Source organism: Curtobacterium sp. MCSS17_005 (assembly GCF_003234225.2).
Taxonomy (GTDB): domain Bacteria; phylum Actinomycetota; class Actinomycetes; order Actinomycetales; family Microbacteriaceae; genus Curtobacterium; species Curtobacterium flaccumfaciens.
This window is the reverse complement of record NZ_CP126258.1, coordinates 2986776-3006266: the sequence shown is the minus strand read 5'-3', so window position 1 is coordinate 3006266 and position 19491 is coordinate 2986776. Positions and strand designations below refer to the sequence as shown.

At 71.0% G+C, this 19491-nt stretch carries 14 protein-coding genes and 1 tRNA gene; 5 read left to right on the top strand and 10 right to left on the bottom strand.

All coding sequences use genetic code 11. The features are described from left to right. Positions 1-123: 123 nt before the first annotated feature. The 4 genes from DEJ20_RS14325 to DEJ20_RS14310 all read right to left on the bottom strand — a co-directional run bounded on the left by DEJ20_RS14325 (position 124) and on the right by DEJ20_RS14310 (position 6670). The gene (locus DEJ20_RS14325; protein WP_111235795.1) at positions 124-2520 is read right to left on the bottom strand and encodes a bifunctional metallophosphatase/5'-nucleotidase; all 2397 of its coding nucleotides are present in this window, start codon (positions 2518-2520) and stop codon (positions 124-126) included. A gap of 102 nt (positions 2521-2622) precedes the next feature. Continuing rightward, positions 2623-4437 carry a thiamine pyrophosphate-requiring protein gene (locus tag DEJ20_RS14320; protein ID WP_111235796.1) on the bottom strand — a complete coding sequence of 605 codons (1815 nt, stop codon included), beginning with the start codon at positions 4435-4437 and terminating at the stop codon, positions 2623-2625. 152 nt (positions 4438-4589) lie between these two features. Next, positions 4590-5516 (bottom strand): sugar phosphate isomerase/epimerase family protein, encoded by a 927-nt coding sequence (locus DEJ20_RS14315; protein WP_111235797.1) that lies wholly within the window; start codon positions 5514-5516, stop codon positions 4590-4592. Next, the gene (locus tag DEJ20_RS14310) at positions 5513-6670 is read right to left on the bottom strand and encodes a Gfo/Idh/MocA family protein (protein ID WP_181431579.1); all 1158 of its coding nucleotides are present in this window, start codon (positions 6668-6670) and stop codon (positions 5513-5515) included. Before DEJ20_RS14310 ends, DEJ20_RS14315 begins: the two co-directional genes overlap by 4 nt. Positions 6671-6746: 76 nt before the next feature. Here DEJ20_RS14310 and DEJ20_RS14305 point away from each other — a divergent pair, with 76 nt between their 5' ends. The 3 genes from DEJ20_RS14305 (at position 6747) to DEJ20_RS14295 (ending at position 9166) form a co-directional block, all read left to right on the top strand. Next, positions 6747-8168: a glucose-6-phosphate dehydrogenase gene (locus DEJ20_RS14305; protein WP_111235799.1), complete on the top strand. Its 1422-nt coding sequence runs from the start codon at positions 6747-6749 to the stop codon at positions 8166-8168. Between the two features lie 29 nt (positions 8169-8197). Continuing rightward, positions 8198-8983 carry a dienelactone hydrolase family protein gene (locus tag DEJ20_RS14300; protein WP_111235800.1) on the top strand — a complete coding sequence of 262 codons (786 nt, stop codon included), beginning with the start codon at positions 8198-8200 and terminating at the stop codon, positions 8981-8983. Positions 8984-9093: 110 nt separating this feature from the next. Next, positions 9094-9166: transfer RNA gene (locus tag DEJ20_RS14295), tRNA-Arg, on the top strand. Between the two features lie 157 nt (positions 9167-9323). Here DEJ20_RS14295 and DEJ20_RS14290 read toward each other — a convergent pair. Beyond that, complete coding sequence (locus DEJ20_RS14290; RefSeq protein ID WP_111235801.1) at positions 9324-11438, bottom strand: acyltransferase family protein; 2115 nt, start codon at positions 11436-11438, stop codon at positions 9324-9326. A gap of 81 nt (positions 11439-11519) precedes the next feature. Between DEJ20_RS14290 and DEJ20_RS14285 the strand changes: the two genes are divergently transcribed. After that, on the top strand, positions 11520-12281 hold the full coding sequence (locus tag DEJ20_RS14285) for a hypothetical protein (RefSeq protein WP_111235802.1): 762 nt from the start codon (positions 11520-11522) through the stop codon (positions 12279-12281). 94 nt (positions 12282-12375) lie between these two features. Here the strand turns inward: DEJ20_RS14285 and DEJ20_RS14280 are convergent, their stop codons facing one another. The 5 genes from DEJ20_RS14280 to DEJ20_RS14260 all read right to left on the bottom strand — a co-directional run bounded on the left by DEJ20_RS14280 (position 12376) and on the right by DEJ20_RS14260 (position 17752). Next, positions 12376-13497 (bottom strand): alkene reductase, encoded by a 1122-nt coding sequence (locus tag DEJ20_RS14280; protein WP_111235803.1) that lies wholly within the window; start codon positions 13495-13497, stop codon positions 12376-12378. Between the two features lie 37 nt (positions 13498-13534). Then, positions 13535-13747 (bottom strand): hypothetical protein, encoded by a 213-nt coding sequence (locus DEJ20_RS14275; RefSeq protein ID WP_027466129.1) that lies wholly within the window; start codon positions 13745-13747, stop codon positions 13535-13537. Between the two features lie 51 nt (positions 13748-13798). Further along, entirely contained in the window at positions 13799-14242 is a 444-nt protein-coding gene (locus DEJ20_RS14270) for a MarR family winged helix-turn-helix transcriptional regulator (protein ID WP_111235804.1), read from the bottom strand. A gap of 133 nt (positions 14243-14375) precedes the next feature. Then, positions 14376-17027 (bottom strand): MMPL family transporter, encoded by a 2652-nt coding sequence (locus DEJ20_RS14265; protein ID WP_111235805.1) that lies wholly within the window; start codon positions 17025-17027, stop codon positions 14376-14378. Between the two features lie 86 nt (positions 17028-17113). Beyond that, entirely contained in the window at positions 17114-17752 is a 639-nt protein-coding gene (locus DEJ20_RS14260; protein WP_027466131.1) for a TetR/AcrR family transcriptional regulator, read from the bottom strand. 161 nt (positions 17753-17913) lie between these two features. Here DEJ20_RS14260 and DEJ20_RS14255 point away from each other — a divergent pair, with 161 nt between their 5' ends. Next, positions 17914-19395: a mannitol dehydrogenase family protein gene (locus tag DEJ20_RS14255; protein ID WP_111235806.1), complete on the top strand. Its 1482-nt coding sequence runs from the start codon at positions 17914-17916 to the stop codon at positions 19393-19395. Positions 19396-19491 lie beyond the last annotated feature (96 nt).

Below are 19491 nucleotides of genomic sequence, written 5' to 3'. Positions count from 1 at the left end.
AACCGTGACCGCCGGGTCGCGCGAGGTGTGCGCCGGACGTGCTCCGGGCCTCCTGACCGACGCGAACGGGCCGCCTCACCAGGGTGAGACGGCCCGTTCGCGTGTGTGCCCGCAGGCTGTGGGTCAGTCCGTCAGGACCGTCGCGGCACGTCGTGCGCGGTTGCGGCGGAGGACCACGAGCGCCGTGATCCCGGCGAGCAGGAGCAGGCCGGCCGCGATCGCCGGAGCGGTCAGGTCCGCACCCGTGTAGGCGAGGTCGCCACCGGCACGCGGGTCGTCGTCGGTCCCGCCGACGCCACCGATGCCGGCGTCGTCACCGTCACCCGCGCCGGGCCCGGGGGTGACCCCGCCGCCCGGGTTCGGGTTCGGGGTCGGGTCCGTCGGGTCCGTGGGGTCGGTCGGGTCGGTCGGGTCCGTCGGGTCCGTCGGGTCCGTCGGGTCGACCGCTGCGGCGACCGGGATCGTCACGGCGAGGGTGACGGTCTGGCCACCCGGCAGGGTGACGACGAGCGGTGCGTCCGTCGTGGCGACCGGCTCGGCCACCGCGGCGAGCGAGACGGAACCGGCGGTGCGGGCGGCAGCACGTGCGGCCGGCGCCTCGATCTCGGGGACCGTGACGGTCAGGGTCGCGCGACCCTGCTCGTCGTTCTTGTCGGTGATCGTCGGGTCGATCGCCGACGATGCGAGCTCCTTGCCGTCCGCGGTGACCGAGACGGTGCCGGCCTTCGCGGGGTCCTCGCTGCTGAACACGAGCGACGACAGGTCGAGCTCGATCTCGTCACCGGGCTGGAACCCACCGGCCGGGGTCGGCGTGACCGTGACGCCGACGGCGCGCTGGTCCTTCAGGGGCGTGACCTTCGGGTTGGCGAGGAAGTAGTCCACCTGGGCCTGCAGGTCGACCTGGCCGGAGTCGGCGACGTTCGTACCGGTCGCGAAGGCGGCGAAGTTGTCGCCACCGGTCGACAGGAACGAGTTGACGGTCACCTTGAGGGTGTCGGTCAGCGCGATCGCCTTGTCGTCGAGGGTCATGCCGGTGATGCGTTCGCCGCGGCCCTTCGACGGGTCGTAGGTGTACGCGAAGCCGTCCGAGACGCCGAGCTTCAGGAACGGACGCTCGAGGCCGTCCGGCTGCCACTGCTGCTCGAGGGCGTTCTTGATCTGCTGGCCGGTCATGTCCTTCGTCACCAGGGTGTTGGCGAACGGCTGGACGAGCGCGGCCTCCTTGTAGGTGACGGTTCCGTCGGGGTCGCCGGCGCCGCTGGACGCGTAGACCATGTCGGTGCGGAGGCCGCCCGGGTTCATGAAGGCGATCTTCGAGCCGTTCCGCTCGGTGGCGCTGCGCTGGACCTCGGCGATGTAATTGCCCAGGACGGACTCGCCGCCGCGGTTCTCGGCCTTGCGGTCGGACTGCACGGCGCGACGCAGGTCACCCGTGATCTCGCCGAGCTTCTCGCCGCCCTTGACGTCGGCGACGGCCTTCGCGGCGGTCACGATGTCGCTCACGGCGTTGACCGAGGTGGTGTCGGCGGGGACACGCTTGTCCTCGTTGACGGAGGTGACCGAGGACGTGATGCCGGTGAGCTGCTTGTCGGCGTCCACGGTGAGCTGCAGGTGTCCGAGGTTCACCCCGTAGGACCCGGCCTGGATCACCGGACGCTGAGTGCCGTCGGGGCCCGCGATGGAGTGGTTGTACGTCGCGTGGGTGTGCGCCGAGACGATGGCCGAGACCTTCGACGAGACGCCGGAGGTGATCTTGCCGAAGGCACCGGTGCCGGTGGCATCGGCGAGCGCGCTCGTGGTGGCACCCTCGTGGACGAGCAGGACGAGCACGTCGGCCTCGCCGTTGTCGTCCTTGCCGTCGGTGAGCTGCTCGGCGTACCGGTTGACCTGGCTCACGATCGGGGCCATCGCGAGGCCCTCGACCCCGCCGGGGCTGACGAGCCCGGGGATGAGGTCCTCGGTGGTGGCACCGATGAAGCCGACCTTGACGCCGCCCTTCTCCACGATGGAGTACGGGGTGAACGCGGGGTCGGTGGTGCCGGCCTTGACGATGTTCGCCGAGACGTACGGCCAGTCGGCGCGGTCTTCGATGCGGCCGGTCAGGTCGTCCTGGCCCTTGTCGAGCTCGTGGTTGCCGATCGCGCTGACGTCGAGGTCCATGGCGTTCAGGGCGTCGATCGTCGGGGAGTCCTGCTGGATCAGCGAGGTGAAGGTCGAGGCGCCCACGTTGTCGCCGACGCTGGCGAAGATCGTGTTCGGGTTGGCCTCGCGGTACGACTGCACGACGCCGGCGAGCTTCGCGGCACCGGCGGCCTTGTCGGCGGCGGTGCCCTCGGACTCGATGCGACCGTGGAAGTCGTTGACGTCGATGATGTCGATCGTCGTGTCGCCCTCGGCGGCGACGGCTGCGGACGGGACGGACAGTGCGACCAGGACCCCGGCGGTGGCGAGGGCCGCGCCGGCGCCGAGGCGTCGTCGGGTCGTCGCACCGGCGGTTCCGGTGGTGTGGGAAGTGTTCATCGCCGTCGAACCTACGAAGACGCACAGGCGACTCGCCAGACCCCCGCGCAAGTCGTCACACGACGTTCACACGGCCGTCCCTCTCCGCCCGCCCGACCCGGTTCAGTCGCGGCCGAGGGCGCCCTTCACCCGCTCGGTGACCTCGGTCGCCATCGCCTTGGCGGAGTCCTTCACGACGTCGAACTCGACCGGATCGCCCTTCAGCAGGCTCTTCGCCGTGTTGATCGCGTACTCCTTCGTGATGTGCGGGGGCAGCGGCGGGACGCTCCGGCTGACGTACGCGTCGATCAGGGTCACGCCCTGGTGCGCGAACGCCCGCTCGACCGCAGGCTCGACCTCGGAGTCCTCGTGCACCGCGATGCCCTGGAACCCGAGCAGCGTCGCGTACCCGGCGTAGTCGATCGACTCGACGTCCTGCGAGCCGCGCCACATCGGGTTGCCGTCCTCGGTGCGCATCTCCCACGACACCTGGCCGAGGTCGTCGTTGTGCATGACCACGATGACGAGCTGCTGGTTCGGCCAGGCCGCCAGGTACTTCTTCACGGTGATCAGCTCGTTCATGCCGAGCATCTGGAAGGCCCCGTCGCCGATCGTGCACACCGCCGGACGGTCCGGGAACGCGAACTTGGCCGTCACCGCGTACGGCATGGCCGCGAGCATCGTCGCGAGCCGGCCGGACATGTCGCCGCGCATGCCCTCGCGCAGCCGGATGTGGTGGCCGTACCAGTCGGCGGTCGTGCCGGCGTCCGCGGTGACCGTGACGCCGTCGGGCAGCCGGTCGTTCACGGCCTGGATCACCCGGCGCGGGTTCACCCCGTCGTCGTAGGCGACCTCGGACTGCGCACGCATCTCCGACTCCCACTCGCGCATCTCGTCGGCGACGGTCTGCTGGAAGGACTTGTCGGTCTTCTGCTCGAGCAGCGGGAGCACCGCGTCGAGCGTCGAGCCGACGTCGCCCCACAGGTTCAGCTCGGTCGGGTACCGCAGGCCGAGCTGCTCCGGCTTGATGTCGACCTGGATGCCCCGGGCCTGCCCTGTCTTCGGCATGTACTCGCCGTACGGGTAGTTCGTGCCGAGCAGCACGAGGGTGTCGCAGTCGCGGATCTGGTGCAGCGACGGCAGCGACCCGAGCAGCCCGAGCTGCTGCGAGTGGTAGGGCACGTCGGACGGGATCACGTCCTTGCCGCGGAGTGCCGTGATGATCCCCGCACCCGCTTTCTCGGCCGCGGCGAGCACCTGGGCCGTCGCACCGCGCGCGCCCGCACCGACCAGGAACGTCACCTTCGACCCGGCGTTGATGATCTCGGCCATCTTCCGGACCTCGTCGGCGGGCGGCGTGATCCGGGTGGACGCTGGGACGTCGCTCGACCGCGAGGCCCAGTGCTCGAGCGGCGGTGCGTCGTACGTCATCGCCTGCACGTCGTGGGGCAGCACGACGACGGCCGGCTGCTTGCGGAGCGACGCCGTGCGGAACGCGGTGTCGAGCACCACGCCGACGGCTTCGGGCGTGGCCACCGTCTGCACGTAGCAGGCGACGTCGGCGAACACGCGCTCCAGGTTCGACTCCTGCTGCGTGAACGACCCCATCGCCGCGAGCCCCTGCTGGCCGACGATCGCCACCACCGGCTGGTTGTCCATCTGCGCGTCGTACAGACCGTTCAGCAGGTGGAAGGCACCGGGACTCGACGTCGCGACGCAGACCCCGACCTCGCCGGTGAACTTCGCGTGCGCGGTCGCCATCAGCGCCGCGATCTCCTCGTGCGTGGGGCGGACGTACTCCAGGCCGTCGCCCTTCGACGCCGCCTTGCCGAGCGCGCCGTCGAAGGCGCCGATCCCGTCGCCGGGGTACCCGAACACCCGGGAGACCCCCCACGCCTTGATGCGGTCGATGACGAAGTCGCTCACGGTCGTGCTCATGGCACCAGCGTGCGCGGGCGCGCACGGGTCCGTTCACAGGCACCGGACTGGAGGCCCGGGTCACGTGACCGACGTCGGTCACGTGATCCGGGCCTCCAGGCCAGGGCGCCTGTGCTGGCTGGTGCTCGGTGTCGGCTGGTGCTCGGTACCGGCTACGGCTCCTGCGCGATCAGCGGACGCAGCGTGCGGTGCGCGATGCGCAGCCCCTCGAGCACCCTGTCGTCGGTGCCGCCCCAGAGCGGGTCCTCGTGCTCGACGCTCAGCGTGCCGTCGAAGCCCGCCTCGTAGAGGCGGTCGACGACGCGCGGCCAGTCCACGACACCGCGACCCGGCACGCGGAACCGCCACCAGCCCATGTCCCACGGGTCGTCGCCCTTGTCGACCTTGCCGAAGAACCCGTACTCGTTGCGCTTCCGGGGGAAGAGTTCGAGGTCCTTCGCCTGGGCGTGCACGATGTGGTCGGCGAACGGCAGGATCGTCTCGACCGGGTCGATCCCGATCCACGTCAGGTGCGACGGGTCCCAGTTCAGGCCGAAGCCCAGGCCGGTGACCCAGCCCCAGAGCTCGGGGGAGTACGCGATGTTGCCGGGGTACCCGTCGGGGTGCCAGCCCTCCATCACGCAGTTCTCGATGACCAGCCGCACGCCGCGCTCGTTGGCGTAGTCGACGAGCTCGGGCAGGACCCGGTTCCCCTCGGCCATGTTCTCGCGGACGGACTTCGTGGTGTCGCGGCCGATGAAGGTGCCGACGTACGGGATGCCGAGCGTCTGCGCGGTGTCGATCGCGTGCTTGAGGTGGGTCCGCACCGCGGTCCGGTGCTCCGGGTCCTGGTGCAGGTTGTTCTCGTAGTAGGCGAGCGCGGAGATCTCGAGGCCGGTGCGGTCGAGCAGGGCGCGGGTGGCCAGGGCGTCCTCGTCCGTGAACGTGGCGACCGGCAGGTGCGCCGCCTCGAAGTCGCGTCCACCGGTGCCCGGCCAGACGGCGACCTCGAGCCGTTCGTAGCCCTGCTGCTGGGCGAACCCGGCGATCCGGTCGAGCGACCAGCCGGGCAGGCAGGCGGTCAGCATCCCGAGCTTCACCGGATCTCCCGCCAGGTCGTCTCGGCCGCGCTGCCCATCACGGCCTCGATGATGTCGGCCGAGCGGGCGCCGTCCGCGAACGTCGGCAACCCGTCGGGGGCGACCCCGGTGCGGACCGCGGTGTAGGTGTCCGCGACGAAGGCCGCGAAGGCGTCGAGGTACCCCTGCGGGTGCCCGGCCGGCACGATCGCCAGCCGGCGCTGGTCCGGGTACCCCTGTGATGGGTCGCGGACCACGATCTGCGCGCCGCGCTCGTTGCCGAACCAGGCCGACTCGGGCTGCTCCTGGTCGAACGCCGCGCTGCCGCGGGTGCCGTCGACCTCGAACCACAGGCGGTTCTTGCGGCCCGAGGCGACCTGCGAGATCACGACGTTGCCGATGCGGCCCGTGGCCGTGCGGAAGGTGGCGACGGCGGTGTCCTCGGTGGTGACCTCGGCGCGTTCGGCCGCGTCGGCCACCGGGTCCGGGTCGGGGGAGCCGGAGAACGACGGACCGGACGCCGCCGGCCGGGTCGGGTAGACGATGTCGGTCGCCGCGGACACCGAGGCGAAGCGCTCACCCGTCACGAACTCGACCAGGTCGCACCAGTGCGAGCCGATGTCCGCGAACGCGCGGGACAGCCCGCTCGAGGTCGGGTCGACCCGCCAGCTCGAGGCGTCCTCGTCGAGCATCCAGTCCTGCAGGTAGTGGCCGTGCACCGCGAGCAGCCGGCCGAGCTCCCCGTCGGCGATGCGCGCCCGGATCTCGCGGACCATCGGGTGGTACCGGTACACGAACGGCACCGTGGCCACGACACCGGCCTCGGCGGCGGCGGCGACGAGCTCGGCGGCCTGGGCGGGGTCGATCGCCAGGGGCTTCTCGCACACCACGTTGATGCCGGCCGCGATCACCGCGAGCGCCTGCGGGTGGTGCTGGTCGTTCGGGGTGCAGATGTGCACGACGTCGGGGGCGTCGGCGATGACCTCGTCGAGGGAGGCGTAGCCACGGGGCAGGTCGAGCTGCGCCGCCACCTGCTCGGACCGGGCGGCGTTCCGGCCGAGCACACCGAGGACCTCGGCGCCGGAGGCCCGGGCGGCCCGGGCGTGGACGCCGGCGATCATGCCCGTCCCGACCACGGCGACACGGAGGCGTCGCCCTTCGTACCCACTGCTCATGGTGCTCCCTCGCGCCGGACTGACACCACCGTAGCGGCCCGGCCGTCCCCGGGGGACGGTGAGTACGGTCTGGTGCATGTCGAGCCTCCAGACCAGCCTGCTCATCCTCGGAGCCAGCGGCGACCTGTCCAAGCGCCTGCTCCTGCCCGGCCTCGCGACCCTGCTCCAGGTGAAGGACGACTGGGACGTCCAGCTCGTCGGGGCCGGTGTCGAGGACCTGTCCGACGCCGACTGGAAGGCGCAGGTGCGCGAGTCCTTCGAGAACGCGCAGGCGTCGAAGAACGAGGAGGACGAGGGCGCCTCGGGTGAGACATCGCTGCCGGAGCGACTGCAGGCCGTGGTCGGCGCCTCGACCTACCGGAAGGCCGACGTCACCGACCCGGACGACCTGTGCGCACTGCTCGCCGCGTGCGAGCACGACCCCGCGATCTACTTCGCGCTGCCGCCGGCGGTCACCGAGAAGAGCTGCGAGCAGCTCGCCCACCTCGACCTGCCCGCCGGCACCCGCCTGGCGCTGGAGAAGCCGTTCGGCACCGACGCCGACAGCGCCTCGCACCTCAACGACCTGCTGCACTCCTTCATCCCCGAGGAGCGCATCCACCGCGTCGACCACTTCCTCGGCCGCTCCACCGTGCTCAACCTGCTCGGGCTGCGCTTCGCCAACCGCATCATCGAGCCGCTGCTCTCGTCGCAGCACGTCGAGCGCGTCGACATCGTCTACGACGAGACCCTCGGGCTGGAGGGCCGGGCGCGCTACTACGACAAGGCCGGGGCGCTCACCGACATGATCCAGAGCCACCTGCTGCAGGTGATGGCCGTCGTCGCGATGGAGGCCCCTGCCTCGATCAGGGCCGACGACCTGCGCACCCAGAAGGAGCTCGTGCTGCGGGCCGTCCGGCCGTGGGGCGGCGACGTCGTCACCGCGGGCAAGCGCGCCCGGTACACCGCCGGCACCGTCGGGGACCGCCAGCTGCCGTCGTACGTCGACGAGGACGGCGTCGACCCGTCGCTCGGTACCGAGACCCTCGCCCAGCTCACCCTGGAGATCGCGAACTGGCGCTGGGCCGGCGTCCCGTTCACCCTGCGCTCCGGCAAGGCGCTCGCCGCACAGCGCCGCGAGATCGTCATCACGTTCAAGGACTCCCCGCACGTGCCCGAGGGGCTCACCGGCACCGAGTTGCCCGACCGGCTGCGCATCTGGATCGCCCCGGACGAGATGCAGCTCGAGCTCAACGTCAACGGTGCCGGCGACCCGTACACGATCGACCACACGAGCCTCGAGGTGACCTTCAACCCCGGGCGCCTGAGCGCCTACGGCGAGGTGCTGGCCGGCGTGCTCGAGGGCGACGCCACGCTGTCGGTGCGCGGTGACAGCGCCGTGCAGGGCTGGAAGGTCGTCGGGCCGTTCCTCGACGCGTGGAAGGCCGGTAAAGCGCCCCTCGACGAGTACGCCGCCGGATCCGTCGGCCCCGACGGCTGGGACAACATCGAGGCCTGAGCCCGAGTGGCGGCGTAGCGTCGGGCGACGTGAACACCACCGACGACGTCCTGCAGACCGTTCCCGAACCCGCCGGCGCCGACATCCGTGTCGACGACGTCCCCTACGACCACGAGGGCACCGAACTGCTCGGCGTCCTCGCGAAGGACGCCGCGATCGCAGGCCCTCGTCCGGCCGTCCTCGTCGTGCACGACTGGCACGGCGTGAACGAGCACGTCGAGGCCCGGGTAACGATGCTCGCCCGGCTCGGCTACGTCGCGTTCGGCGCGGACATCTACGGCGCCGGTGTCCGCCCGGGGGATGACACCGCGGCCCAGGTCGCCGGCGGTTTCTACCAGGACCTGCCCCTGCTGCGGGCCCGAGCCACCGCCGGGCTCGAGCGACTGCTCGCCGACCCGGACGTCGACCCCGCCCGCGTCGTCGTGATGGGCTACTGCTTCGGTGGCTCGACCGCACTCGAACTCGCACGGACCGGGGCCGACCTGGTCGGTGCCGTGGCGTTCCACGGCGGCCTCATCGCGCACGACCCCTCGGACGCCGCGGACATCCGGGCGAAGCTGCTCGTCCTCACCGGGGGCGCCGACCCCGTCGTGCCGGACGAGGCCGTGCACGCGTGGCAGGACGAGATTCGGGCGGCGCCGGACGTCGACTGGCAGGTCGTGACGTACTCGGGCGCGATGCACGCGTTCGCCGTCCCGGGCACCGACGCCCCGGACCACGGCGCGCAGTACCAGGAGCGCGCCGATCGCCGATCGTGGCAGGCGCTCCGGGTGTTCCTGGCCGAGGTGTTCGACGAGGAGCCCGCGGCGCTGTGACGGTGCGGCCGTCGGAGACCGTTCGCGACACGCCGAGCACGGGGGCCGGAGGGCCTCGATTGGCGCCCGGGCCGCACCTGTTGTAGAGTCTTCCACGGCCGCAAGGCCACGCGCTCGTAGCTCAATGGATAGAGCATCTGACTACGGATCAGAAGGTTGGGGGTTCGAGTCCCTTCGAGCGCACAGGCAAGCAGAACGACGAAGGGCCCCGGTGGATTCCACCGGGGCCCTTCGTCGTTCGTGGGCCGCGCCACGTCCGTGCGACTCGGCGAGCAGGAACGGTCGAGTCCCGGAGACGGACTCGGCCGTTCCTGCTCACGAAGTGGCGGGCGAGTAGGGCTCAGCCTGCGAACGCCGCCAACCGGTCCTGCAGCGCACGCTCCAGGTACGGCTCGAGCGACGAGGCCCACGTCGCGGTGATGTGCGTGCTGTCCCGGTAGACCAGGACGCCCCCGACGACCGCCGGGCACGAGGTGTCGGTGCAGTAGTAGCGGCTCAGGTCGATCGACGCTGCCTTGCCCCCGGCTGCCCGGAACGCGGCGACGGCCTCGACCGACGAGTCCGTCGTGCCGAGTGCTTCGGCGCGGGATCGGTCACAGGCGTCCGTCGTCGGCCCGGACATCGTGCTCAGGCAGGCGACGACGTCGGGGCGGGGTACCGGGTTGTCGCGGACGGCGATGACGGGCAGCTCGTCACCGGCCGCCTGCTGCCACGCGTCGACCAGGCCGTTGCGGGTGGCCTTGTCGCGGGCCGGTCCGGGCGGCAGGCTGACCGGCATCTGCGTGGTGGAGTGGGTGACGACCAGGGCGTCGGCGTCGCGGTGCTCGCGGACGTAGTCGATGGCGGCGTGCTTCCACGAGTTGCAGCCCCGCATCGACGAGGGGCTCAGCGAGTCCTGCTGCGCGGTGGTGAGGTAGCACCCGCCGGCGCCGGCCAGGTCGATCCGCCAGCCGTTGTCGTCGGCGATCTTCTCGTACGCACCGAGCAGTGCGTTGCTGTGCGAGTCGCCGATGACGATGAGGTGCTTCGACCAGCCGGTGGCCTTGCCGAGGACGCAGGGCCGGAACGTGCCGCTCCAGCACTCGGCGCGGTTGTCGTCGTCGTCCTCGGCCACGGCCGGAGCGGGCACACGGACGTCGGCGAGCTCGGGGTCGACGCAGGGGTCGGCGAACCCGATGCGCGCGGCGGCACCGAAGCAGGACTCGTCGTCGTCCTCCTGCTCCGCGGTGACCTGCTTCGTGACGGTGGTCGCGTTGACCTCCTGCACGTAGACGGCGGTCAGGGTGGCGGCCCCGAGCGTCACGACGGTGAAGCTGCAGATGACGGCGAGCGAGACGACGCCCCGGGGCTGCAGGTCCCGCAGCCACGTCGAGAACCGGACGGGTTCCTCGAACCAGATCGTCGTGGCGGTCGCCAGACCGATCGCGACGAGCAGCACCGCCGAACTCGTCGCCCAGTCGAGTGGACGGCCGAGCATGATCGGCAGGATGACGACGAGCGGCCAGTGCCAGAGGTAGAGCGCGTACGAGATCCGCCCGAAGAAGGCGACGGGCCGCAGCGCACCGACGTCCTCGAACTCGGTGCCCGCGCCGAAGAGCAGTACGAGTGCCGCACCGGCGACCGGCAGCAGCGCAGCGATCCCGGGGAACGCCGTCTCCGGGGTGATCACGACGAGGGACAGTGCGAGGGCCACGACGCCGATGCCGGTGGCGACCAGGCGGACCCGTCGGGCGACCTCGGTGCGGACCTCGGGCAGGTGCACGGTGGCGACGAGACCGCCGAGTGCGAACTCCCACGCGCGGGTGCCGGTGGAGAAGTAGGCGACGCCGGGGTCGGTGGCCGTCTGCACGATGCTCCACACGAGGGACAGCACGACGACGCTGCCGAGCAGCAGCCGTGCGGTCACCAGCGGCGCGAACCGCCGGCGCGCGAGTGCCCCGACGCCGAGCAGCAGGAGCGGCAGGAGGATGTAGAACTGCTCCTCGACCGACAGCGACCAGAAGTGCTGGAACGGTGAGGGGGCGTCGGCCGACGCCAGGTAGTCGACGGCGTTCGCCGCGAGCTCCCAGTTCTGCAGGTACACCGTCGAGGCGATCAGCTCGCGCCCGTACTGCCCCCACAGCGCGCTCGGCACGGCGACGAGCACCGCGATGCCCGTGACCACGATGGTGAGGAACGCGGCCGGCAACAGGCGTTTGGCCCGGCGCGACCAGAACCGTCCGAGCCGGATCGTGCCCGTCGCGAGCTGTTCCCGCAGCAGGAGCCCGGTGATCAGGAAGCCGGAGATCACGAAGAAGACGTCGACACCGACGAACCCGCCGTGCAGGGCGCCCGGCCACAGGTGGTAGACGACGACCGCGAGGACGGCGAACGCGCGGAGGCCCTGGATGTCCCACCGCGTGGTGTCGCGCGCTCGGTGCGCGGGGCCCCGCTCGCCCGGCGTTGCTGTACTCACTGCGTCGATCCTAGGAGACGCGGACGGCTCCGCCGGGCGTTCGCGACACGGACGCTACGATCCTTCTCCAGAGGGGGGCCGATGGACCTGCGCTGGTTGACCGCGTCCGACGACGAGTTCGCGGCGGAGACGGCACGACGACCGCGGATGCGCCGCCCGCGACAGGCTCCGCGGTGGTGGAACGCGCTGCTCCCCGTGCACGTCGACGGCGTCCTGGACGTCGAGTTCGGCTGCGTCCAGCGGCGCTGGATGGTCTCGCGGGACTGGACGTACCTGACCGTCCGGCTGCCCGGCACGTTGCCGCACCTGCTCCTCGACGCCACGGCGAACGACGGTCGTCGCAGCGACCTGCCGGTGGTGCTCCGCCACCGGCAGCGGATGTCGCTGGAGGGCGACTTCGACCGGCACTTCCGGGTGTGGGCGCCGGAGGACTACGGCCAGGACGCGCTGTACGTCCTCACCCCCGACGTGATGGCGGCGCTCGTCGACCACGCGGCCGGCTGGAACGTCGAGATGGTCGACGACCGGCTGGTCTTCTCGGCGCCGGGAACCGCGGACTGGTCGCGTCCTGCGCCGTGGATGCGGGTCGAGGCTGTCTTGGGCGAGGTCGTGCCCCGTGTCGTCCGCGCTGCCTCCCGGTACCAGGACGACCGCTCGCTGCTCGAGGACGGGCACGCCGACGCGATCGCCGCCGCGGGGCGTCGCCTGGTGCTCCGCGACCGGCGGAAGAGCCGTCTGCGAGCGACGTGGGCGGGGGCCCTGTGGATGGGCGTCGTCTGCGTGTCCTACAGCGGACCGTTGGCCGTCGCGGTGGTCGGTTCGATGTCGGTCCTCGACCACTGACCGTCGGCGCACGCCTGCGACGTGGCCCCGGTACCGACAGGAGGCCCGTGGCGGTGTCGCCACGGGCCTCCTGTTTGACTTGTCGGTGCGTCGACTACGCGACGGTCGCGCGCGCCTCGGCCAGCGACGGGTAGTCGGTGTAGCCCTCGGCGGTCGCGCCGTAGAAGAGCTCCGGACGCGGCTCGTTGAGCTCGGCGTCGTGCTCCCAGCGGTGCGCGAGGTCCGGGTTGGCGATCGCGGCGCGGCCCACGGCGACGGCGTCGGCGTGGTCGCCCTCGACGATCGCGATGGCCTCGTCGCGGGTGGTGAGCGACGAGAAGCCCGAGTTCACGATGAACGGCGCGCCCGCGGTGCGGCGGACGTGCTGCACCAGGTCGCCGATCGGCTCGGCGTGCAGGACGTCGACGAAGGCGAGGCCGAGCGGCGCGAGGCCCTCGGCGACGGCGGTGTAGGTGGCGCGGACGTCGTCGGCGTCGTCCTCGATGACGCCCTGGATCCCGTGCTCGGGCGACAGGCGGATGCCGGTGCGATCGGCGCCGATGGCCTCGGCGATGGCCGTGGTGACCTCGACCGCGAAGCGTGCACGGTTCTCGGGGGAGCCGCCGTACTGGTCGGTGCGGGTGTTCGACACCGGCGACATGAACTCGTGCACCAGGTAGCCGTTGGCGCCGTGGACCTCGACACCGTCGAGTCCGGCGGCGATCGCGTTGCGGGCGGCCTGCACGAAGCCCTGCACGGCCTCCTGCACCTCGGCGGTGGTCAGCTCGTGCGGGACGGGCATGTCGGCCTTCGAGCCGTCGGCCAGGTGCGTCTGCCCGGGGGCGGCGATGGCGGACGGGGCGACGATGCGCGGGGTCTGCGAGATGTCGGTGTGCGAGACGCGGCCACCGTGCATGAGCTGCATCACGATCGTGCCGCCGGCGGCGTGCACGGCGTCGGTCACGCGGCGCCAGCCGGCGATCTGGTCGTCGGTCTCGATGCCGGGCTGCCCGGGGTAGGAGCGGCCCTCCTGCACGGGCCAGGTGCCCTCGGTGATGATCATGCCGAGGCCCGCGCGCTGCCGGTAGTGCTCGACCAGCAGGTCGTTCGGGACGCCGTGCTCGCCGGCGCGGGTGCGCGTGAGCGGGGCCATGACGACGCGGTTCGACAGGGACAGGGCGCCGATGGCGGCGGGTTCGAAGAGCTTCACGTCAGGGCGAACGACGAGTTGTCCCATGCAATTCCGCCTCGGAGGACTTCTTCAGGCAGTGCGGTCAGTCGCGCGGGCACACCAGCGTCGACGAGCGCACCTGGCCCTCGGGCCGGATCACCTGGTGCTGCGAGAGGGGCTTGCCGCAGAGGGGGCAGCCCCGGTCGATCGTCCGGTCGTCGATGCCCTCGGGGCGACCGGCGCCGATCTGCGAGGGGCCCATCTTGTTGATGAGCGTCGTGTTCCACCGTTCGTACCACTGGCCGAAGCGTCCCACGGTGCATCCTTTCGTTCGTGCACGAACCATTATGGCACTGATGGCCGCGGATCACACCTGGTCGATGCGCTCCAGCAGCTCGGTCAGCTCGTCCTTCAGGGACTCGAGTCGGGCGAGTGGCCACCCGAGCCGGTCCGCGACGGCGAGCGGCACCGCCTGCGCTCGGTCGCGCAGGGCGTGCCCGGCGGTCGTCAGGGACACCTCGAGCTGTCGTTCGTCGGCGGCGCTGCGGGTGCGGCGGACGTAGCCGGAGGCCTCCAGTCGCTTGAGCAGCGGGCTCAGCGTCGCGGAGTCCAGTCGCAGCTCCCCGGCGATCTCGCGCACCGACCGCGGGTCCCGCTCCCACAGGGCGAGCATCACGAGGTACTGCGGGTGGGTCAGGCCCATCGGTTCGAGCAGGTCGCGGTACAGCCCGATGACGCTGCGGCTCGTCGCCGCGAGTGCGAAGCAGAGCTGCCGGTCGAGCGCGAGCGGGTCCGGTGCGGTCTGGGTCATGCCCTCAGGGTACTTCGTTCGTGCACGAAGTGGTGTGGCCCGACCCGGGGCGGTGGGCGCAACGGCCTGGAGGCCCGGTGCCGGTCTCGTGGACCGGCACCGGGCCTCCAGGGTGGTTGCGCTGGTGCGTCGACTACGCGCGGTGCGCGGGCGGGTGGCCCGAGTCGTGCGCGTTCGCGTCCGGCTCCACGGGGAGCGCGTGGGTGCCGGTGTGCGTGTCCTCGTGGCCGGCGACCGGGTGGGTGCGCTCGAGCTTCGCGCCCTCCACGTCGACGTCCGGCACGATGCGGTCGAGCCACTTCGGGAACCACCAGGCGCTCTTGCCGAGCAGGTGCATCGCCGACGGGATGAGCAGCATGCGGACGACGAAGGCGTCGATCAGCACACCGAAGGCCAGCCCGAAGCCGATCGGCTTGATGGTGGACGAGTCCGAGAAGATGAAGCCCGCGAACACCGAGATCATGATGATCGCCGCCGCCGTGACCACCGCGCGACCCGCGTGCAGACCGCGCTGGACGGCCACCTTCGCGCTCGCGCCGTGGGCGTAGGCCTCACGCATGCCGGACACCAGGAACAGCTGGTAGTCCATCGCCAGACCGAACAGGATCCCGATCTCGATGATGGGCAGGAAGCTCAGGATCGGTGCCGGGTCGTGCACGCCGAAGACCGAGCCGAGCCAGCCGAACTGGTAGATCGCGGTCAGCCCACCGAACGACGCCAGCACGGACAGGATGAACCCGGCGGTGGCGGTGATCGGCACGAGGAACGACCGGAACACGATGATCAGGATGATCAGCGACAGTCCGACGACCACCACGAGGTAGAGCGGCAGCACGTTCGAGAGCTTCTCGGACACGTCGATATTCGCCGACGCGTTGCCGGCGACGCCGAGGGTGACCTTGCCGTCGTCGGTGGAGACGGTCTGCTCGCGCAGGTCCTTCACGACGTTCTCGGTGGAGACGCTGTCCGGGCCGCCGGCGGGCTTCACCTGGAACGCGATGATGTCGCGGTCCTTCGAGGCGCCGATGGGCAGCACGGCCTGCACGTCGTCGTTCTTCGCGATCGCCTGGCCGATGGTGACCTCGGTCGCGGTGACGTCGCTCTTGCTGATCGACTCCGGCAGGGTCGCCACGACGAGCAGCGGGCCGTTCTGACCGGCGCCGAACTCCTGCTCGAGCGTCTTGTACGCCTTGTACTGGCTCGACTCGACGGCCTCGGACGAACCGCTCGGCAGGCCCAGGCGCATCTGGGTCGCGGGCAGGGCGATGGTGCCGAGCACCGCGACGCCGAGGACGAGCGTGATGACCGCGCGCCAGCTCGACATCGGCTTGTTCGGGATCCGCGTGGAGTCGGTGTTGCCGATCTTCGCGCGCTCCTTCTTCCGCAGGATCCGCATGCCGATGAGCGACAGCAGGGCCGGGGTGAACGAGGTCGCGATGAGGATCGCGAAGAGCACCGCGACCGCACCGACCGTGCCCATCAGGCCGAGGAACGGGATGCCGGTGATGTTCAGCGCGAGCAGCGCGACGATGACGGTCGCACCGGCGAACACCACGGCGTTGCCCGAGGTGCCGTTCGCGAGCCCGATCGACTCGTGCACCTGCATCCCCTGCTTCAGCTGGGTCCGGTGCCGGTTCAGGATGAACAGCGAGTAGTCGATGCCGACCGCCAGGCCCAGCATCACCCCCAGCACCGGCGTGACCGAGATGAACTCGACGACGCTCGAGAACGACAGGGCGGTGAGCGAGGCGACGCCGACGCCGAGCACGGCGCTGACGAGCGGGACCGCGGCGCCGATGACCGTGCGGAGCATCAGGAGCAGCACGATCGCGGCGATGATGACACCGCCGATCTCACCCGGGCCGAGGATCGACGGCACACCCTGTGCGATGTCGTTCGAGACGTACACGTTGACGCCCTGGATGTCGGCCGACTCGGCGTCGTCCGCGATGGCGGTCTTCGTGTCCGCGGGGACCTCGTAGGTCGACTTCGTGAACTGCACGGTGCCGATCGCGGCGCTGCCGTTGTCCGACACGAAGCGGATGTCCTTCGACAGGTCGAGTAGGTCCGCGCCCTGTTCGAGCTCCTGCTCGCTGTCGTCGAGCTTCTGCTTGTTCGTGTCGATCGTCTTCTGGGCGTCGGCGATCTGCTGCTCACCGGCGTCGATCTGGGCCTGCTGAGCGTCGATCTGCGCCTGCGCCTGCTGGAGCTGGGCGGCTGCGGCCTGCGCCTGTGCGGCGGGGACGGCTGCGCCACCGGCTGCCTGCGCCTGCGCCTTCTGCGAGTCGAGCTGCGCCTGGGCGTCCTCGATCTTCTGCTTGCCGGACTCGAGCTGCGCCTTCTGGGCGTCGAGCTGCTCCTGTCCGGTCTCGATCTTCGCGCGACCGGACTCGATCTGGTCACGGCCGTCGACGATCTTCTGCCGCTGGTCGTCGAGCTGCTGCTGGGTGTCGAAGCCGCTCGTCGTGCCCTTGACGCCGTCGAGCTCCTCGAGGCTGGTCAGGAAGTCGTCGATCTCGGACTGCTGCGACGACGAGAACGCCTTGCCGTCCTTCGTCTCGAAGACGATCGTGCCGTTGCCGCCGTTCGCCGACGGGAACTTGTCGGCGAGCTGGTCCTGCACCTGACTGGTCTTGGTGTTCGGGATCGTGATCGACGACGAGATCGTGCCGGCGAAGAGCGTGTACGTGACGCCCGCGACGGCCATGATCGCGACCCAGGTGATGATCACGAGCCAGTGGCGTCGTGCGGAGAACCGTCCGAGACGGTAGAGGAGACCGGCCATGCGGTTGCCTGCGGTCCTTTCGTGTCAGGTGCTGGTGGTGCGGGGTGCGCCGGTGGACCCCTGGGGGATGAGGAGGTGGGGCGGTGTCAGTCGTCGGCCATGTAGCCGCTGCGGACGCTGTGCACGAGTCGTGCGAGCAGGTCGTCCCACGCGTCGAGCGCCGGCTGGTCGAGCTCGGGGCCGGACGTCGCCAGCCAGTGCTCCGCGATGACGACGATGCCGCTCATGAGCGACTCGACGAGCAGTGCGGCGTCGAGGGGATCGGCGGCCGGGTAGCGCCGGGCGACCTCGTGCCGGAGTCGTTCGGTCACACGCGAGAACGCCGTCTGGGTCAGCACCGCGGCCTTCGGGTCGTCCTTGCCGGGGTCGCCGAGGATCCGGTACATGCTGGCGATCGCCGGAGCCAGGTCGGCACCGCGGGCGGCGGACTCGAGCTCGTCGAACATCGACGCCCGGCTGCCGTCGCCCACCGGGGTCCGGGCCATGTCGGCGAGGAACCGGTCGATGATGACGGACAGCTCCTGCTCGCACACGGCCAGCAGGACCTCGTCGAGCGAGGCGAAGTGGTTGAACACGGTGCGCCGGGCGATGTCCGCCCGGGCGGCGAGGTCGTCCACGCTGAAGTCGCGGCCGCCGCGCTCGTCGATCAGGTCGCGAGCGGCCTGCAGGATCGCCGCACGGTGCTTCGCCTTGAGGGCAGCACGGCGGTCGGTCGCGATGGTCACGAGATCGAACACTAGGTGCATCGATGCACTCGGTGCAACGAGGTTGAGTGCATCCCCAGGTTCGTCCCCCGGTGCGGAACGGCTGTGCTGCACCGCTGTTCAGCCAGAGGTGTCGGGTGCCAGACTGGCCGGACGAACCGCTGCCGTACGAAGGAGTACCGATGCCCGTCCGCCTGTCCCCGGAGACCCTCGACGAGATCGCCGCGAGCGGTGTCGCCGTGCCCACCTACGACCGCGACGGCATCACCGCCGGCATCGTCCACTTCGGCGTCGGCGGGTTCCACCGCGCGCACCAGGCGATGGTGGTCGACCGGCTCCTGCAGCGCGGCGAGGCCCGCGAGTACGGCATCTGCGGCGTCGGCGTGCTCGAGCAGGACCGTCGGATGGCGACCGCGATGGCCGAGCAGGGCGGCCTGTACACGCTCGTCCTCAAGCACCCGGACGGCACCCGTGATTCCCGTGTCATCGGCAGCATCGTCGAGTACCTGCTCGCCGTCGATGACCCCGACGCCGTCGTCGAGAAGATGGCGCACCCGGACACCAGGATCGTCAGCCTGACCATCACCGAGGGCGGCTACAACTTCGACCACGTCACCGGCGAGTTCGTCGCCGACGAGCCCGGCGTCGCGGCCGACCTGCGCGGCGACGGCCCGCCCCGCACGGTGTTCGGCCTGGTGGTCGAGGCACTGCGCCGGCGACGGGACCGCGGCCTCGACCCGTTCACCGTGATGTCCTGCGACAACATCCAGGGCAACGGGCACGTCGCCCGGTCGATGTTCACCGCCTACGCCCGGCTGCAGGACCCGGACTTCGCGGACTGGATGGACGAGCACGTGGCGTTCCCGAACTCGATGGTCGACCGCATCACCCCGGTCACCGCCGACGAGGACCGCGCCTGGGTCCGCGACGAGCTCGGCATCGACGACGCCTGGCCCGTCGTCGCCGAACCGTTCTTCCAGTGGGTGCTCGAGGACGACCACCCCGCCGGCCGGCCGCCCTACGAGGACGCCGACGTCCAGCTCGTCGACGACGTCGAGCCGTACGAACTCATGAAGCTCCGACTCCTCAACGCCAGCCACCAGGGGCTCTGCTACTTCGGGTACCTGTCGGGCTACCGCTACGCGCACGAGGCCACGCAGGACCCGGCGATCGCGACCTTCCTGCGCCGCTACATGGACGACGAGGGCACGCCGACGCTGCACCCGGTGCCCGGCATCGACCTGGAGGACTACAAGGCGACCCTGATCGAGCGCTTCCAGAACCCCGAGGTGCGCGACACCCTCGCCCGGCTCTGCGCCGAGTCGAGCGACCGGATCCCGAAGTGGCTGCTCCCCGTCGTGCGCGAGAACCTGGCGGCCGGTCGGCCCGTCACGCTGTCCGCCGGCATCGTCGCGTCGTGGGCCCGCTACGACGAGGGCACCGACGAGTCCGGTGAACCCATCGAGATCGTCGACCGGCTCGCCGAGCCCCTGCACCGCATCGCCCTGACACAGCGCGACGACCGCCTCGCCTTCATCGCGAACCGCCAGGTCTTCGGCGACCTGGTCGACGACGAACGGTTCGTCGCCGCGTACCGCGACGCCCTGGACGGGCTCATCGCGGACGGCGCGCACGCCACCGTGGAGCGTCTGTCACGGTCCTGAGACGCGACCGACCGACGGACGGGAGGCCCGTGGCGGCGCCGCCACGGGCCTCCCGTCCGCCTGCTGCCCACGTGACGGGCACGGGACGGCGGCTCG

Excerpts from the sequence above, each read along its gene's own strand:
- DEJ20_RS14320 (WP_111235796.1), bottom strand. The coding sequence starts at position 4,437 with ATGAGCACGACCGTGAGCGACTTCGTCATCGACCGCATCAAGGCGTGG.
- DEJ20_RS14325 (WP_111235795.1), bottom strand. The coding sequence starts at position 2,520 with ATGAACACTTCCCACACCACCGGAACCGCCGGTGCGACGACCCGACGA.
- DEJ20_RS14305 (WP_111235799.1), top strand. The coding sequence starts at position 6,747 with ATGTCGAGCCTCCAGACCAGCCTGCTCATCCTCGGAGCCAGCGGCGAC.
- DEJ20_RS14265 (WP_111235805.1), bottom strand. The coding sequence starts at position 17,027 with ATGGCCGGTCTCCTCTACCGTCTCGGACGGTTCTCCGCACGACGCCAC.
- DEJ20_RS14285 (WP_111235802.1), top strand. The coding sequence starts at position 11,520 with ATGGACCTGCGCTGGTTGACCGCGTCCGACGACGAGTTCGCGGCGGAG.
- DEJ20_RS14310 (WP_181431579.1), bottom strand. The coding sequence starts at position 6,670 with ATGAGCAGTGGGTACGAAGGGCGACGCCTCCGTGTCGCCGTGGTCGGG.
- DEJ20_RS14255 (WP_111235806.1), top strand. The coding sequence starts at position 17,914 with ATGCCCGTCCGCCTGTCCCCGGAGACCCTCGACGAGATCGCCGCGAGC.
- DEJ20_RS14280 (WP_111235803.1), bottom strand. The coding sequence starts at position 13,497 with ATGGGACAACTCGTCGTTCGCCCTGACGTGAAGCTCTTCGAACCCGCC.
- DEJ20_RS14270 (WP_111235804.1), bottom strand. The coding sequence starts at position 14,242 with ATGACCCAGACCGCACCGGACCCGCTCGCGCTCGACCGGCAGCTCTGC.